Annotated in this window: 11 protein-coding genes and 2 pseudogenes; 7 read left to right on the top strand and 6 right to left on the bottom strand. The window is 35.4% G+C overall.

The features are described 5' to 3' along the window. The first annotated feature begins 160 nt into the window (after positions 1-160). Positions 161-457 carry a hypothetical protein gene (locus J3D55_RS18380; protein ID WP_259132919.1) on the top strand — a complete coding sequence of 99 codons (297 nt, stop codon included), beginning with the start codon at positions 161-163 and terminating at the stop codon, positions 455-457. Between the two features lie 53 nt (positions 458-510). Here the strand turns inward: J3D55_RS18380 and J3D55_RS18375 are convergent, their stop codons facing one another. The 3 genes from J3D55_RS18375 to J3D55_RS18365 form a co-directional block, all read right to left on the bottom strand. Beyond that, positions 511-1,677 (bottom strand): beta-helix domain-containing protein, encoded by a 1,167-nt coding sequence (locus tag J3D55_RS18375; RefSeq protein ID WP_259132918.1) that lies wholly within the window; start codon positions 1,675-1,677, stop codon positions 511-513. A gap of 238 nt (positions 1,678-1,915) precedes the next feature. After that, positions 1,916-3,340, bottom strand: a complete 1,425-nt coding sequence (locus J3D55_RS18370) for a beta-helix domain-containing protein (protein ID WP_259132917.1) — start codon at positions 3,338-3,340, stop codon at positions 1,916-1,918. A gap of 42 nt (positions 3,341-3,382) precedes the next feature. After that, entirely contained in the window at positions 3,383-6,175 is a 2,793-nt protein-coding gene (locus tag J3D55_RS18365) for a TonB-dependent receptor (RefSeq protein WP_259132916.1), read from the bottom strand. A gap of 191 nt (positions 6,176-6,366) precedes the next feature. On the opposite strand from J3D55_RS18365, the gene J3D55_RS18360 reads away from it, so the two are divergent. From J3D55_RS18360 to J3D55_RS18335, 6 genes and pseudogenes are all read left to right on the top strand, one after another. Then, positions 6,367-7,044, top strand: coding sequence for a response regulator (locus J3D55_RS18360; RefSeq protein ID WP_259132915.1), 678 nt, complete (start codon positions 6,367-6,369; stop codon positions 7,042-7,044). Between the two features lie 53 nt (positions 7,045-7,097). Then, a pseudogene (locus J3D55_RS18355) lies at positions 7,098-8,130 on the top strand (sensor histidine kinase). Positions 8,131-8,259: 129 nt separating this feature from the next. Further along, complete coding sequence (locus J3D55_RS18350; RefSeq protein WP_259132914.1) at positions 8,260-8,859, top strand: IS1096 element passenger TnpR family protein; 600 nt, start codon at positions 8,260-8,262, stop codon at positions 8,857-8,859. Between the two features lie 153 nt (positions 8,860-9,012). Continuing rightward, the gene (locus J3D55_RS18345; protein ID WP_259132913.1) at positions 9,013-10,362 is read left to right on the top strand and encodes an alpha-amylase family glycosyl hydrolase; all 1,350 of its coding nucleotides are present in this window, start codon (positions 9,013-9,015) and stop codon (positions 10,360-10,362) included. A 199-nt stretch (positions 10,363-10,561) separates the two neighbouring features. Next, positions 10,562-11,002 (top strand): hypothetical protein, encoded by a 441-nt coding sequence (locus tag J3D55_RS18340; protein WP_259132912.1) that lies wholly within the window; start codon positions 10,562-10,564, stop codon positions 11,000-11,002. A 244-nt stretch (positions 11,003-11,246) separates the two neighbouring features. Then, positions 11,247-11,996 (top strand): SDR family NAD(P)-dependent oxidoreductase, encoded by a 750-nt coding sequence (locus J3D55_RS18335; RefSeq protein WP_259132911.1) that lies wholly within the window; start codon positions 11,247-11,249, stop codon positions 11,994-11,996. Positions 11,997-12,101: 105 nt separating this feature from the next. Here J3D55_RS18335 and J3D55_RS18330 read toward each other — a convergent pair. The 3 genes and pseudogenes from J3D55_RS18330 to J3D55_RS18320 form a co-directional block, all read right to left on the bottom strand. Beyond that, a pseudogene (locus tag J3D55_RS18330) lies at positions 12,102-12,825 on the bottom strand (LytR/AlgR family response regulator transcription factor). A gap of 7 nt (positions 12,826-12,832) precedes the next feature. Continuing rightward, positions 12,833-13,423 (bottom strand): hypothetical protein, encoded by a 591-nt coding sequence (locus J3D55_RS18325; protein ID WP_259132910.1) that lies wholly within the window; start codon positions 13,421-13,423, stop codon positions 12,833-12,835. 9 nt (positions 13,424-13,432) lie between these two features. Next, complete coding sequence (locus tag J3D55_RS18320) at positions 13,433-14,458, bottom strand: sensor histidine kinase (protein ID WP_259132909.1); 1,026 nt, start codon at positions 14,456-14,458, stop codon at positions 13,433-13,435. Positions 14,459-14,526 lie beyond the last annotated feature (68 nt).

Raw genomic sequence — 14,526 nt, 5'->3', positions numbered from 1 at the left:
TTAGATTTTGCGCCTTTGCGATTTCCAACAATAAAATGTGGGTTTAAAAAACTTTGAAATTTAAATTAATAAGTACAAAAATTAACATCAGATTTAATAGTATCGTTAATTTAAAAATGTTAAAATAAAATATATTTGATTGAATCGAAATTTTTAACCCATGCAAACAATTATTAAAAAAGGAGAATGGAAATACTCCGGAAACACTTATCTGCCGATTCTTTTGGTGGAACAGGATTGGGATCGTTTTTATGAACAAGGTTACAGGCATGTTTTGTCACACATTAATAAGAAAGGGTTGGAATATTATCTGCATTTCGGCAGGTATTTTATTAATGAATCTGGATATATTTCTTCAGACAGCAGTTCGAAACCGTTTTTATCCATCGAAGAAGCTATGGATTTTGCTCAAAGAAATATTGAAATATTAAACTGGATTCCTGAGGAGAATAATTAAAAAACAGCATCAGATTTTATCCGATGCTGTTTTATTTTTTATGAAAATTATTTTTATTGTAAGCTAGACCAGCCAATTGCCCAAGCCGGACTTGCTGTACCGTTTCCTGCGCCTATTGCATCGGCTTTTTCGGTGTAAGTCGCAGCTAATATCGTTACATTGGTTCCAGCTGTTGATTTAGCTGTGATTTTATTGGTAACGTTGGTGTCGAAGAAAACATCTTTAATTTTACTTTGTCCATTAATGGAAGTTACCGTAGGATCACTTTCCAGATTGAAACCTGTTGTCCAATTAGAAGTTATTACATTTTCAAAATTAGCATACGTTCCTGAATAAAGTCTTATGGCATTAGATTCTCCTGAAGTTCCGCCAATTAATGTAATATTTTTAAGGATAGGATTTGATATTGGAGTTGCAGCCGGATTTGTTGCATTATTGATTCCTTTAATTCCCGTATTTCCTGTACCGCTTGTTTTTCTTTTGGTATAAATATTATTTCCTGTTCCGATCCATCCGTCTGTCCATACAAAAGCATCGTTTTCGTTACCGACAGAAATGATGTTGGAAACATTCACTGTTCCGCCATATAGTTGGATTCCGTCTTCTGCGCCATTCACCAAAGCGATGTTTTCTACTTTGGTTTCACTTCCTACACCGAATAAAGATAACCCGTTAAATTTTTTACCGGTTGCAAAATCTATCCCTGCATTATCAATTCTCATATAGGTTAAAGATCCAGAGTTATCTGCAGCCGTAGTTCCTCCGTACGGTGAATTTAGAATTTCTGAAGAACCTGAAGTTCCCGTATTAATAGGAGCTTTTCCACAAACGACAACACCACCCCAAGTTCCCGGAGTTGCCGCAGAAGAGGTGAATGTCACAGGTGAATTTACGGTTCCGTTGGCATATAATTGTCCGCCTTGTTCAACTAAAAGATAAGAAGCTGCTCCTGCTGTTGCTACAATTCTTGTTCCTGCAGGAATTACCAGTTTTCCGCCGTCTTTCACCTTAACAGAACCGTTAAGCACATATACTTTCGTTGCATCAAGCGTTACGACTTGCCCGTTTGTAACATCACCTTGAAAATTACTTGGATCCTGAGCGATTCCCACCACTGCAATTGTTTCGATATCCTCATCGTCTTTATCGCATGAATGGATGGCAAAGGAAGAACTTATAATAATCGCTGCAATGATCGACTTTACGTAATTTTTCTTCATAATATTTTAGATTTTACTTTTAATAGATGCTTTTTGAAAAGCGATTCTATTTGAGAAGACCAAATTACCATTTTTCTGTTTATTTTCCCAATTCAAAGTATAATGTATTGCTTTTTTTATAGTTAAAATTTACTTAGATAGAGATTCGTGAACATTAATAAAATAAAACGGCATCGGAAAAGCTTTCCGATGCCGTTTTCTCAATTTGATATGAAGAAACTAATTACTAGTGTAAATATTATAAGTTATAGTTTGTCCAACCTGCGTACCAAGTATCGTTTGCGTCCTTAACAGCACCTCTGTACGTTACCGCAGTAAACCAGTTTGTTAATTTTGCGTGAGTGAATACACCACCAGTCAATAAAGCTGATCCGGCAGCAGGAGAGAAGTTTGGAGTTGTTCCTGCAGGAGCCCAAGCGTTTGTAAATTTCGCATCAGCTGTATAAGCTAGAGTAGAGTTTCCTCCTGTATTGAACCAGTTTGTAAGATCTGTTAAAGTGAAAGATGTAGGAGTTGTAGTAGATCCTGCAAATTTTAAAGGAGTTACGTTTCCTGACAAAATGTTGTTTTGGAAAACAAGGCTTGAACCACCGATGTTGTTATCTGTAGGTACTCCTTTTGTAGCATCAACGAATAAACCGATCGGGAATCCTGTGAAAACAGAGTTAAATACTGAGATTGAAGAATTTCTTCTGATCTGTAAAGCATTCTGGAACAAAACATTAATTGTACTTGCGTTTGTAGCAGTGCTTGTAGAGTTGATTGGTCCAACAATAGTCATGTTAGAGAATGTTGCTCCTGTTTGCGGCGTCAAAGAAGAACCGTTTGCATCATTATCAGATTCAAATGCGTTAGAACCAGAAACGTCAGCAATCTGAGAATCTCTTACCGCAATACCGAACTGAATTTTTCCTGAGAAACCGTTATCAGTATCGAAATCATCATCAAGACCTTTGTAAGAAATAAGGTGAGAACAGTTTACCGTTCCTCCGAACCACTCAAAACTATCATCATTAGCATAAGCAACCTCTACATAATCTACTGTAGTACCGTTACCAACACCTCCGAATGTAATTCCGTTGATTTCCTTGTCTGGTAAAAATGCGTACCCTGCATATTCTACTCTTACATATTTTAAGATACCACTGTTGTCAGCAGCATTTGTTCCTCCGTAAAGACCTAAACCTTCAGTGTTGTTGATACCACCTTCGATCTCTCCGATTCCAGCTTGTCCGTTGAAAGAAGCATTCGTAGGAGCAGCTCCTAAGATTACTAATCCTGCCCAGTCTCCTCTTTTAGGACTTGGTTTTTCTGAAGTGAAGATAATAGGATTTGAAGCAGTACCTTCTGCCATGATCTTACTTCCTCTTGTAATAATTAATGAACCGTTTTTATCAGCCTCACCAACGATTTTTGTTCCCGGCTCGATTGTTAACGTAGCTCCATTAGTTACATATACTAATCCTCTTAGTTTATAAGTTTTGTTAGCTTTAAGCGTAAGACTTGAAGAGATTTTTCCTGAAAGAATCAAGTTTTCAGTTTCTCCGTTTCCTGAACCTCCGTTTTGAACGATAGTCTGCCCGTCTTCTTCTATGTTTCTACATGCTGTTACAGTAGTTGCTAAAGTACCAAGCATTAAAGAGTATAAAACAAATTTTTTCATGTTATAAAGAGTTATTTTTTATTAATTAGATAATGAATTGAATTAAAAGCTATAGCCAAGAGTTAAACTGATGTTTGTTCCCGTTACTCTGTCGATAGCAAGTGCATCTGCACTGTCATATTTTTTGTTGTTGTTCAGATCGTGGTAGAATTTCGCGTGACGGTTTAAGATATCTGAAACGTTCAGCTTAATTTCTCCTTTGTTCTGCCAGATTTTTTTAGCAACCTGGAAATCAAGAAGTGGTCTTGGGTTTTCCCAGATTGGTGGAATCTGATCGTTTCCTACATAAAGGATTCTTCTTCCGATCATGTTGAAAAGTACCGTTGAAGTCCAACCTGTATTTTCAGTGTCATATTGAAGACTTACGTTTACCGTGTAAGGAGATTGTCCCTGCATTGGTCTGTCTGTTTTCGTAGCTTCGTCGGTTACTTTATTTTTAATTAAAGCGAAGTTTCCACCTAATGTGAAGTTCTTAAGAGCACTGAAGAAATCAAGTTTTTTTCTGAATTCTAATTCTGCTCCGTAGGCATCAGCTTTATCTACATTTAAATAGTTAAAAGTATTACTCGTTCCTGCACCAGATTGATTAAAATATAATTCAATAGGGTTTTTGAAGTTTTTGTAGAAACCTGCAACGGAAAGAATTTCTCCGTTTCTTGGGTACCATTCCCAACGAACGTCTGCATTGGTAATTTTAGTTCTCTGGATGTTTTTGTTACCTACAACAGTAGCTCCCAAATCGAAATCGTAATATGCCAATGGAGAAACTTCTCTAAATTCTGGTCTTACAACAGTCTGCGAACCTGCAACACGTAGATTCATGTTATTCGCTAACTTGAATGTCATGTTTAAAGCGGGTAAAAAGTCAGTAACACGAGTGTTTACAAAACGGTCATCGCTTCTTTTTGTACTTCCAACCAATTGATCGAAGTTTTCAACTCTTAAACCATATACCGCTCTGAACCAAGGCGTAAAGTTGCTGTCCATCTGCAAATATCCTGCATTAAGAATCGTATTGGCGATATATCTGTATTGATCTCCTGAGATTTCGTCGAAATTGAATTTAGTTCCGTCTGTTCCGAAGTTTTCAGGACTGAAAATCGTTTCGAAAGGCTGAGAAAGCAATCCTTGGTTATATCCTTCAAGTCTTACAGAGAAAGGTCTTGAGTTATAAACTCTGTCTTTTACCTGGAATAAATATCCTCCTTTTACAGTTTGTTTTTGTCCAAACATCTCAAAAGTTTTAGATACATCTCCACCTGCATTATACAGATAATCACTAAGCGTAGAGTAGAATACACTTCCTGATTTTTGAGAAAGACCGTTTGAGATCAAAGCCAGATAAGGACTTCCGTTGATGTCAGGATATTGATTGTACTGAAGACGTTGTAATAATGGAATATACTGATCCAAAATACCGAAACTTCCGTACCAGTTGACAGTAAGACCTCCTAAAGCATCAATTTTATGTGTTCCGTTTAGCGTAGAATTGTAGAAAGTAGTTTCTTTAAATCCAATTTCTCTTGCCATGATATTTGTTCCGTTTACAGGATCAAATTCAAAATCTTTTCCTGTTCTGAAAGACATGTGATTTACCGTATTGTTGGTAATAATGTTCTTCAGGGAAATTTTGTTGTTGCTATTCAGTTTTAAAGTAAGGTTTAATAAACCTCCTAAAATAACGTCGTTTTGATATTTTTCAGTGTAATAATCGAAGTTGGTATCAGCTTTCTCTCCGTTGATTGTAAAGAAACTATTCGAAGTTTCAATTTTTCTCTTGGTGTTGCTGTAGTTTAAAACCGCAATAACTCCTAAATCTTTTCCGAAAAGCTTCGTATTGAAACCTCCGTCTAATTGTAAGTTTACGTTCTCAGGATAACCGATTGTATTGTATCCTAAGTTTTTTACATATTGTTTTCCGAATCCTGTTTTAGTAGCATCATCCAACGTGTTGAATGCATTTTTTGCAGGCATCCCTGTAGGAAGTTTTCTAGATCCGTCGTCAATTCCTAAGAAATCCCATTTTCCACCTTTCTGCATTTTAAATTCCTGCCCCATCGTGATAGAGTTTCCTCCCACGCCTACTTGTGCATTGAAAAAGTTTTTATTAGGAATGTCTTTAGTATTTACCTGGATCAATCCTCCTGCCCATTCACCACTGTATTCAGGAATGAAAGTTTTGTTGATAACAAGCGTTTCGATAACGTTTGCAGGAAAAAGGTCGAAAGAGAAAGTTTTTCTGTCCGGCTCTGTACTTGATAACTGAATACCATTCAACATCGCTTGGTTATAACGGTCTGATAAACCTCTTACAACAATATATTTTCCTTCAAACAAACTTACTCCCGATACTCTTTTCAGAACTTCTCCTGTATTTCTGTCCGGGCTTCTTTTAATAGCTTCAACACCAATCACCTGAGAAACTACACCAGAGTTTCTTTGTAATCCGATTGTAGAAGCAATAGTTTCTTTTCTTGCGTTGGATTTTATCACAACACCTTCGATTTGTTTTTCTTTCGTAGATTGCTTATCCAAAACAATATCAAGATGAGTATTGGCATCATTTTTTACAATGACCTCGCTTATCTCTTTTCTATTGTAGCCGTTGGAAGTTACCGTTATAATGTAGTTGGTTCCGGCTGGAAGATTGAAAGAGTAGTTTCCGGAAATGTCAGTCGTTACCTCCTGATCATTTACCTTTACTTTTACCCCTTCAATAGGAGTATTGTCTTTCTCATCCAATATCCTACCTTCTAATACCTGACTTTGTGCGAATGCAAAACCAGCAGAAAACAAGGCAAGTAGCATAATGCTCTTGTGGAATTGTTTTTTCATTTTACTTTATCTTACTAAATTCTTTCGCTGCAAAGGAATGAAAGATTGACGGGGTAAATGGTTTAGCGAAATTTAATTTTTTCTTAACTAAACATTAATAAATCGATATTTTTGTTAACTTTATGTGAACGATGTCTGTTTTGTTAAACTGTGATTAAAATATTATTAACTTTGACTCGTAAAAATTGAAAATGAACCAAAAGAAAATCCTCTTAATAGACGACGAACTGGATATTTTAGAGATTCTGTCTTACAACTTAGAAAAAGAAGGCTACGATATCTATACTGCTACAAACGGTAACGAAGGTATCGATAAAGCTAAAGAAATTGTCCCTGATTTGATCTTATTAGATGTCATGATGCCAGAAAAAGATGGTATTGAAACATGTCAGGAGCTTCGCAAGATTAAAGAACTTCAGAAAACATTAATTGTTTTCCTTTCTGCAAGAAGCGAAGAGTTCTCACAATTGGCAGGTTTTCAGGCTGGTGCAAACGACTACATTGTGAAGCTTATTAAACCGAAAATCCTTATCTCTAAAGTGAATGCGTTATTGCAATTAACATCTCAGGTTTCGGATAATGCGAAATTAATCGAAATCGGTGATCTTATTATTGATAAAGACAATTTCAGAGTTTCCAAAGCCGGACAGCAGTTTTTGCTTCCGAAAAAAGAATTCGATCTGTTGTATTTATTAGCTTCAAACACAGAAAAAGTCTTCAAAAGAGAAGAGATTCTGGAGAGAGTTTGGGGTAATGACGTGATTGTAGGAGAAAGAACGATCGATGTACACATCAGAAGATTGAGAGAAAAGCTTGGTATTAATACCATTCAAACATTAAAAGGAATTGGGTATAAACTTATTGTTTAATACTCAATTTCGATTTCTTACTTTTATATAAACCAAATAAATACGTTGTAAAATTGAAATTTTACAGACTTACCCTTGTCGCCTCTTGTCTTCTGACATTGGTGATGTTTCTATTAGTAATCATTTTCGATTCGCTAAAGGATATCTATTACCGTACCCCTTTCTTTAAAATAGGACTTTTCATTTGCCTTGTCTTTATTTTTATCATTAATTATATCGTGCTGGAACTGCTGTTTAATTACTACGGTAAAAAGCAGGTTCGTGGGCTTTCGCAGCTATTGCCGCAAGAAATTGTTCACGCTAATGATGAAAATATTACCATTAAAGAATTGGGAGAAAGATTTTCAGACCTCAATCAGCAGAAAGTTACCGAACTTGATATGATGAAGGAAATGGAAAGCTATCGTAAAGAATACATAGGAAACGTTTCTCACGAGCTTAAAACGCCCTTATTTTCAATTCAGGGTTACGTTGAAACTCTGCAAGACGGCGGTGTTGATAACCTTGTGATTCGCGATAAATATTTAGATAGAATTGATAAATCCGTGGAAAGGCTTATTGCCATTGTCACAGATCTGGATATGATTAACAGGCTTGAAGCGGGCGAAATTAATCTTACCGTTTCAAAATTTGATGTTAATCTTTTAATCAAGGAAATCTTTGATCTTCTCGATCTCGAAGCTGAAAAACACAACACAACGCTGCAGATTCAAACATTGCAGCCTCAGATTTGGGTGGATGCAGACAAACAGAAGGTTTCGCAGGTTTTTATCAACTTAGTTTCAAATGCTATTCATTACGCAAATAGACAGGAAGCGAAAGTAGTAGTAAAAACAAGTATTCTGAAAAATAAAGTTTTAATTGAAGTCATAGACAACGGAATGGGAATAAAACCCGAAAGTTTACCGAGAATTTTCGAGAGATTCTACCGTGTAGAAACTAGCCGAAGCCGAAGAGAAGGCGGTTTCCGGACTTGGTTTGGCGATCGTAAAACACATCCTTGAAGCTCATAACGAAAACATTACCGTAGAGAGTGTCTATCTCGAAGGAACGAAATTTAGTTTTATGCTGGAAAAAAGTAAATAGTTTTCGCAAAATGTAAGGAAAAAAAATATTTTAAAAAATCCTGAAATATTTTTTTGTCACATCTCATTTATTTTATATTTGCATTAGAATTTATCATAATAACAAAGGCAAAAAGTAATTATAAAACTAATGGTTTACAAAATCCGCGTAATATTAGATGCGAAAGAAGATATTTTCCGAGATATCGAAGTTAAAGGAAAACAGACGCTATGGAACTTACATTTAGGTATTAAGAGCGCTTTCAGCTTGCAGGGAGACGAGCTTTCTACTTTTAATCTATTGGAAGAAGACGGAACGATAGTAAAAGGAGTTCCGTTGGAAGATATGAGCGACGACGGAGATGGCGAAATTATGTCGGATGTGTATATTGACGAGGCTTTCGAAAATGTAGGAGATAAAGCTCAGTTCCAATATGGGTTTCTGGACCTTTGGGAGTTTTTCTGCGAATTGGTAGAAATTATCGATGAGACAAAAGGAGTTAATTATCCGATTACCGTTTACAGATTTGGAAACGTTCCTTTAAAAGCACCAAGCAAAAGTGGTACTGCAGGAGGATCTAAAAAGAAATCTGCTATGCCGTTAATGGAAGATGATTTTGGCTTTGAAGATGATTTCGGAGGCGGTACAAGCTTTGCAGATGAAGATGACGATAACTTCGATGATGAGGAAGAAGAAAACTATGACGACGATGTTTTTGATGATGAAGAAGACAACGACGACGAAAGATAATCGAAAGATCTAAAATAATATAAAGCCCTGAATGAAAATTCGGGGCTTTTTTGTAGCTGAATTCAACATTTAGGCTTGCTCAAACTTCAAAATATCACCGTTCGTTACCGTATCTTTTCAATCACATTCCCTATATTTGTTAAAACAGAATTAATGAAAAAGTTGATTTTAATTGCTGTAATTGGTCTGGGAATTGTTTCCTGTACCACTCAAAATGCCACAAAAAACATGACGGATTTACCTAAAGACTGGAAACATAATACAAATATTTACGAAGTAAACGTAAGACAATATACTCAGGAAGGAACTTTCAAAGCATTTGAAAAAGAAATGCCCCGCCTGAAATCAATGGGAGTGAAAACACTTTGGTTCATGCCGATTACTCCAATTGCTCAGCAAAACAAAAAAGGAAGCTTAGGAAGTCCTTATGCAGCCTCAGATTATACCTCAATTAATCCGGAATTTGGAACGTTGGATGATTTTAAACAGTTGGTAAATGAAGCTCACAGACTGGGTTTCAAAGTTATTATCGACTGGGTTGCAAATCATACGGGTTGGGATCATGTCTGGACAAAAACGCATCCGGAATTTTATTTAAAAGATCCCGACGGAAGTTTTCACCGCGCTTCTGGAATGGATGATATCATTGAATTAGATTATAAAAATCAGGAAATGCGCCTCGCAATGATCGATGCGATGAAATATTGGATTAAGGAAACCAATATCGATGGTTTCAGATGCGATTTGGCTTCTTGGGTTGAGGTAGATTTTTGGCAGCAGGCTCGTCCGGAAGTCGAAAAAATAAAACCGCTTTTCTGGTTGGGCGAATTTGATGAACTGGAAAGTCCCGAATACGGAAAAGTTTTTGATGCAAGTTATTCTTGGAAATGGATGCACAAATCTGCAGATTATTACAAGAAAAACGAACCGCTTCAGGAGTTAAAAGATCTTTTAAAACAATATTCGAATATCGGTGACAGTTCAATGAGAGCATGGTTTACGACCAATCACGACGAAAATTCTTGGAACGGAACCGAATACGAAAAATATGGAGATATTACAAAACCGATGGCTGTATTTTCTGCAACTTGGAATGGCATTCCGCTGTTATATTCAGGGCAGGAGTTACCCAATATGAAACGTTTGGAGTTCTTCGAAAAAGATGTTATCAAATGGACAAATACTTATCAGATGGCAGATTTTTATAAGACTTTATTAGATTTAAAAGCTTCAAGTCCGGCTTTAAGAGGTGGAGATTCAAATGTGATCACCTATCTTTTAAATACAACAGCGAACGATAAAATCCTCGCTTACGTTAGAAAAAATGGTAATGATGAGGTTGTGGTTGTTTTAAATATGTCTAAAGAAGAAGTAAATTTCACCATCGAAGACGAACATTTATCCGGAAATTTCAAAAATGTATTCGATAAAACGAAAAGAGATTTTAATCAGGGAAAAGATTTCAATTTCAAACCTGGTGATTATGCTGTTTTTGAAAAATAAATAATTCTATTAACAGCACGGAAATTCCCCTTTGAAGAAGTCGTTAAAAAAATAAAATCCTAGTCTAATCAAAGGCTGGGATTTTTTAGTCAGAGAAAATCAATATAATTTAATCATATTATGGATGCAAATGTGTTCGCGAACATTAAATTTATTTAATACATTTGAAGTCTTTTGTAAAATTTCAACAACTAGTTTCATGGATAAATCAAAAATATTAGACATCGTTAAAAATAAGCTCATAGATAAAATTCAAAAATTTGAAAGTCTGATTGCAGAAACACGTGCTTCAAATAACGAGACCAAAAGCTCGATGGGCGACAAATATGAAACAAGTCGGGAAATGGTGCAACAGGAAATCAATAATTTGCAAAGACAATTGAATGAATCTTTGAATCAACAAGCACTCATTCAAAAAATAACCTCGGAACTTTCTTCAAAAGTGCAAAACGGAGCGTTGGTAAAAACAAGTAAAGGATTGTTTTATATTTCTGCCTCGATTGGAGAAATTGTTTTGGAGAATCAGAAAATCATGACGGTTTCCGCGGAATCACCGTTGGTAAAAGCGATGGCAGGATTGAGTAAAGGTCAGAATTTTTCTATCAATACCATCAATCAGACTATTGAAGAAGTGTGGTAATCATGTTTAATAAACAATGATGGTTTATTATAAATGAATTTTTCATAATAAATTATTTCATTCCTTAAATAAATCTCAAACAAATTCTAAATGTTTTGATCAAAAGAATGCTCTTTAAAAATAATTAATATTTCCCTTAATAATTTAAGAAAATTTTATTGTTTACTTATGAAGCAATGAAAAATTTTAACCGTAAATTAGATAAAAGTTAATATAATAAAAATCATATTAAAATTTTATCAATATGGGAATTTTAGATAATAAAGTGGCACTGGTAACAGGTGCAGGATCAGGAATCGGATTGGCAATCGCAGAATTGTACGCCAAAGAAGGTGCAAAAGTAATTGTATCAGACATCAACGAAGAACACGGAAATGAAGCGGTAGAAAAGATCAAATCGCAAGGCGGAGAAGCGTCATTTGTAAAAGCAGATACTTCAAATGCAGAACAAGTGGAAGCACTGGTAAAATCAACTGTAGAAATCTACGGAAAACTGGATATTGCCTGCAACAACGCAGGAATTGGTGGCGAACAAGAATTAACTGGAGATTACAGTTTAGACAGCTGGAGAAAAGTCTTGAGTGTCAACTTAGACGGCGTTTTCTACGGCTGCAAATATCAATTGGCACAGATGGATAAAGATGGAGGAGGAGTTATCGTAAACATCGCATCCATCCACGGAACGGTTGCTGCGCCACTTTCATCGGCGTATACATCGGCAAAACATGCGGTTGTAGGTCTTACAAAAAATATCGGAGCAGAATATGGACAGAAAAATATCCGTTGCAATGCAGTAGGTCCCGCTTATATCGAAACCCCGCTTCTGGACAGCACAAGCGGAGATGTTAAAGATGCTCTGATCGCAAAACATCCAATGGGAAGACTCGGAAAACCGGAAGAAGTTGCAGAATTGGTTCTGTTCCTAAGTTCTGAAAAATCTTCATTCATGACAGGTGGTTATTACCTTGTTGACGGAGGTTATACCGCAATTTAATCAAGACTGGAAGTTAGAAGAGGGAAGCTGGAGTAATGGAGGTCATAATTAAGGAATAATCGTGTAGTAGTAACTTCCAGCTTCCCTCTTCCGACTTCCAGCTTATCAAAAGCTTTTCCCGCCAATATATTCCATCAAGGAGTCTTTGTAATTCGGAGCAATCGCAATTTGCTGTTCTTTGATCACGATATGATTTCTTTCAATCGCTTCAATTTTATCAAGTGCAATAATATAGGAACGGTGAATTCTCATGAAGTTTTCCGATGGAAGTTTCTTCTTCCAGTTTCTTTAAACTCATCAACGTTAAGATCGGTTTTGGCTGATCTTTCAGGAAAATTTTCACATAATCTTTAAGTCCTTCAATGAATAAAATTTCAGAAAAATTGATCTTAATTTGTTTGTATTCAGATTTTACGAAGAAAAAACCCTGCTTTTTTTCTGTTTTTTCTAAAGTTGGCTGTAGGCTTTCAAAATAATTTCGGGCTTTCGTCGCGGCATTCAAAAATTCAGTGTAATCGAATGGTTTTAAAAGATAATCGAGCGCATTCACTTTATATCCGTCAATCGCATATTGATCGAATGCTGTCGTAAAAATAACTTTGCTTTTTTGAGGAAGCAGTTTTGAAAATTCCAATCCTGTTAAATCCGGCATTTGAATATCAAGAAAAAACAGGTCGATTTCTTTTTCATCTTCCAGTTTCTGCATGGCTTCGATGGCGCTGCTGCATTTGGCTTTCAGCTCCAGAAAAGGTGTTTTCAGAACGTAGCTTTCAATTAGATTTAAAGCCATCGGTTCGTCGTCGGCAATTAAGCAGGTTAGTTTTTTCATAGTTATTTTAGTTTATCCAAGTTCCTTCTTTTTCAACAACTTTCCATTTATTATTCTCTTTTTTGAGAATATAAGCCATTCCTTGACCAAAATAGCCTTTAGACTGGTAATATAATTCAATATATGCAGTTTTATTGTCTTCTGAGAAAACAGGAATTGAAAATTCGTAATATTGATAATAATGCTCATTATTTCTATCTTTTAAAATCTTAAAAAGTTCAGCGTAATTATATTTTGCTTTTACCATTTTGTCAATTTCAAGACTATCTGGATTTATATTCTGAGATAGTAAATACAATGAATCATTTTTACTAAATAAATTTATACGATTAACATTAAGAATCCAGCTTAATGTTGTTTCATACCTTTTTGGCGGAGTGATTTCTTCAGGTTTTGGAGTAATAATTTTAATTTTCTTTAAAAATTGCGTTACCTTATTGTTTTCAGGATTATTTTTAGCAATATTGATGCTGTCAGTTTCTACGATTGTAGTGATAATCGAATTGATATCTTCTTTCCTTTCTTCAATATCAAATTCAGTTCTAGAGCAACTTATAAAGGTTAACAGTAAAATAAATAATGCTAAAATTTTTCTCATAAATTGATCTTATTTTGTGTCGAGTTTTACTTCCGCAATATACATCCCATTGTTCAAATGAGAATGAAATTCATGCTTTTCGGGATACAGCAAATTAAGTCTTTTTTTAAGATTTTCAACGCCGATTCCCGAACCGCTTTTGTCGGCATCCGTTTTCGGAAAATTAGAATTGGAAGCCGTAAAATAAATTTCCTTTTCTATAATTTCCATTTTAAAATGAATATCAGAATGTTGTGTTGCCGAAATTCCGTGTTTAAAAGCATTTTCAACAATCGAAATAAAAAGCAACGGCGCAATTTTCATTTCAGGAATTGTTTTCGGAAAATTGGTGTAAACCTTTGTATTATCAGTCAGTCTCAGCGACATCAGTTCGATATATTTATTTAAAAATTCCACTTCTTCAGAAAGACTTATTGTCGGAACATCGGTTTTGTACAACAAATGTCGCATCAGTTTACTTAAACTGTGAATGCTTTGTTTGGCTTTATCCGGTGCAAAATCGATCAAGGAGTAAATGTTATTTAAAGAATTAAAGAAAAAATGCGGTTGTAACTGATATTTAAGATGTTGAAGTTCAGATTGTAATTTGATATTATCGGCTTCAATCTTCATTTCTTCAGCTTTCTGTATTTTTTTTCCGGCGTTAATGGCAATCGAAAAAGCAACAGGAATCATGTAAATTAGCGTATCCATAAAATAGAATAACGCGACAGGCGGTCTTCTGTCTGAAGGTCTGTGTCGATTGGGTTCAAGCCAGTCGGAGATTTGATTTTTAAAATAGATTAAGGTTAAGATCAAGGTTAAATTAACCACAAAAAACCATACTTTTTTATCCTCAAAAAGGTATTTTACGAGATAAGTATAATTGGCATAAAAAACAACGGCAAGGAAAATAAGCTGAATCCAAAAGTGGCGGAAAAGATCTTTCCAGTCTGCATTCGAACCGACAGAAAAAGCTGCCGGAAGAAAGAATAAAACCAGCCAGATCAAGAAATGCAGGCTGATTTCAACGTTTTTATTTTTTAGATTGACCATTTTTTTACAGTCTTAGATTTTAAAATTTATACTTTTTCAACCCTTCAAAAAGTCTTGATCGATGGAAC

Origin of the sequence: Chryseobacterium ginsenosidimutans, from assembly GCF_024807225.1 — a bacterium.
In the GTDB taxonomy this organism is placed as follows: domain Bacteria; phylum Bacteroidota; class Bacteroidia; order Flavobacteriales; family Weeksellaceae; genus Chryseobacterium; species Chryseobacterium ginsenosidimutans.
The sequence above is the reverse complement of the archived record's forward strand: the minus strand, read 5'-3'. Positions and strand labels throughout refer to the sequence as shown.

Excerpts from the sequence above, each read along its gene's own strand:
- J3D55_RS18375 (WP_259132918.1), bottom strand. The coding sequence starts at position 1,677 with ATGAAGAAAAATTACGTAAAGTCGATCATTGCAGCGATTATTATAAGT.
- J3D55_RS18345 (WP_259132913.1), top strand. The coding sequence starts at position 9,013 with ATGAAAAAGTTGATTTTAATTGCTGTAATTGGTCTGGGAATTGTTTCC.
- J3D55_RS18320 (WP_259132909.1), bottom strand. The coding sequence starts at position 14,458 with ATGGTCAATCTAAAAAATAAAAACGTTGAAATCAGCCTGCATTTCTTG.
- J3D55_RS18380 (WP_259132919.1), top strand. The coding sequence starts at position 161 with ATGCAAACAATTATTAAAAAAGGAGAATGGAAATACTCCGGAAACACT.
- J3D55_RS18350 (WP_259132914.1), top strand. The coding sequence starts at position 8,260 with ATGGTTTACAAAATCCGCGTAATATTAGATGCGAAAGAAGATATTTTC.
- J3D55_RS18370 (WP_259132917.1), bottom strand. The coding sequence starts at position 3,340 with ATGAAAAAATTTGTTTTATACTCTTTAATGCTTGGTACTTTAGCAACT.
- J3D55_RS18340 (WP_259132912.1), top strand. The coding sequence starts at position 10,562 with ATGGATAAATCAAAAATATTAGACATCGTTAAAAATAAGCTCATAGAT.
- J3D55_RS18360 (WP_259132915.1), top strand. The coding sequence starts at position 6,367 with ATGAACCAAAAGAAAATCCTCTTAATAGACGACGAACTGGATATTTTA.
- J3D55_RS18365 (WP_259132916.1), bottom strand. The coding sequence starts at position 6,175 with ATGAAAAAACAATTCCACAAGAGCATTATGCTACTTGCCTTGTTTTCT.
- J3D55_RS18325 (WP_259132910.1), bottom strand. The coding sequence starts at position 13,423 with ATGAGAAAAATTTTAGCATTATTTATTTTACTGTTAACCTTTATAAGT.
- J3D55_RS18335 (WP_259132911.1), top strand. The coding sequence starts at position 11,247 with ATGGGAATTTTAGATAATAAAGTGGCACTGGTAACAGGTGCAGGATCA.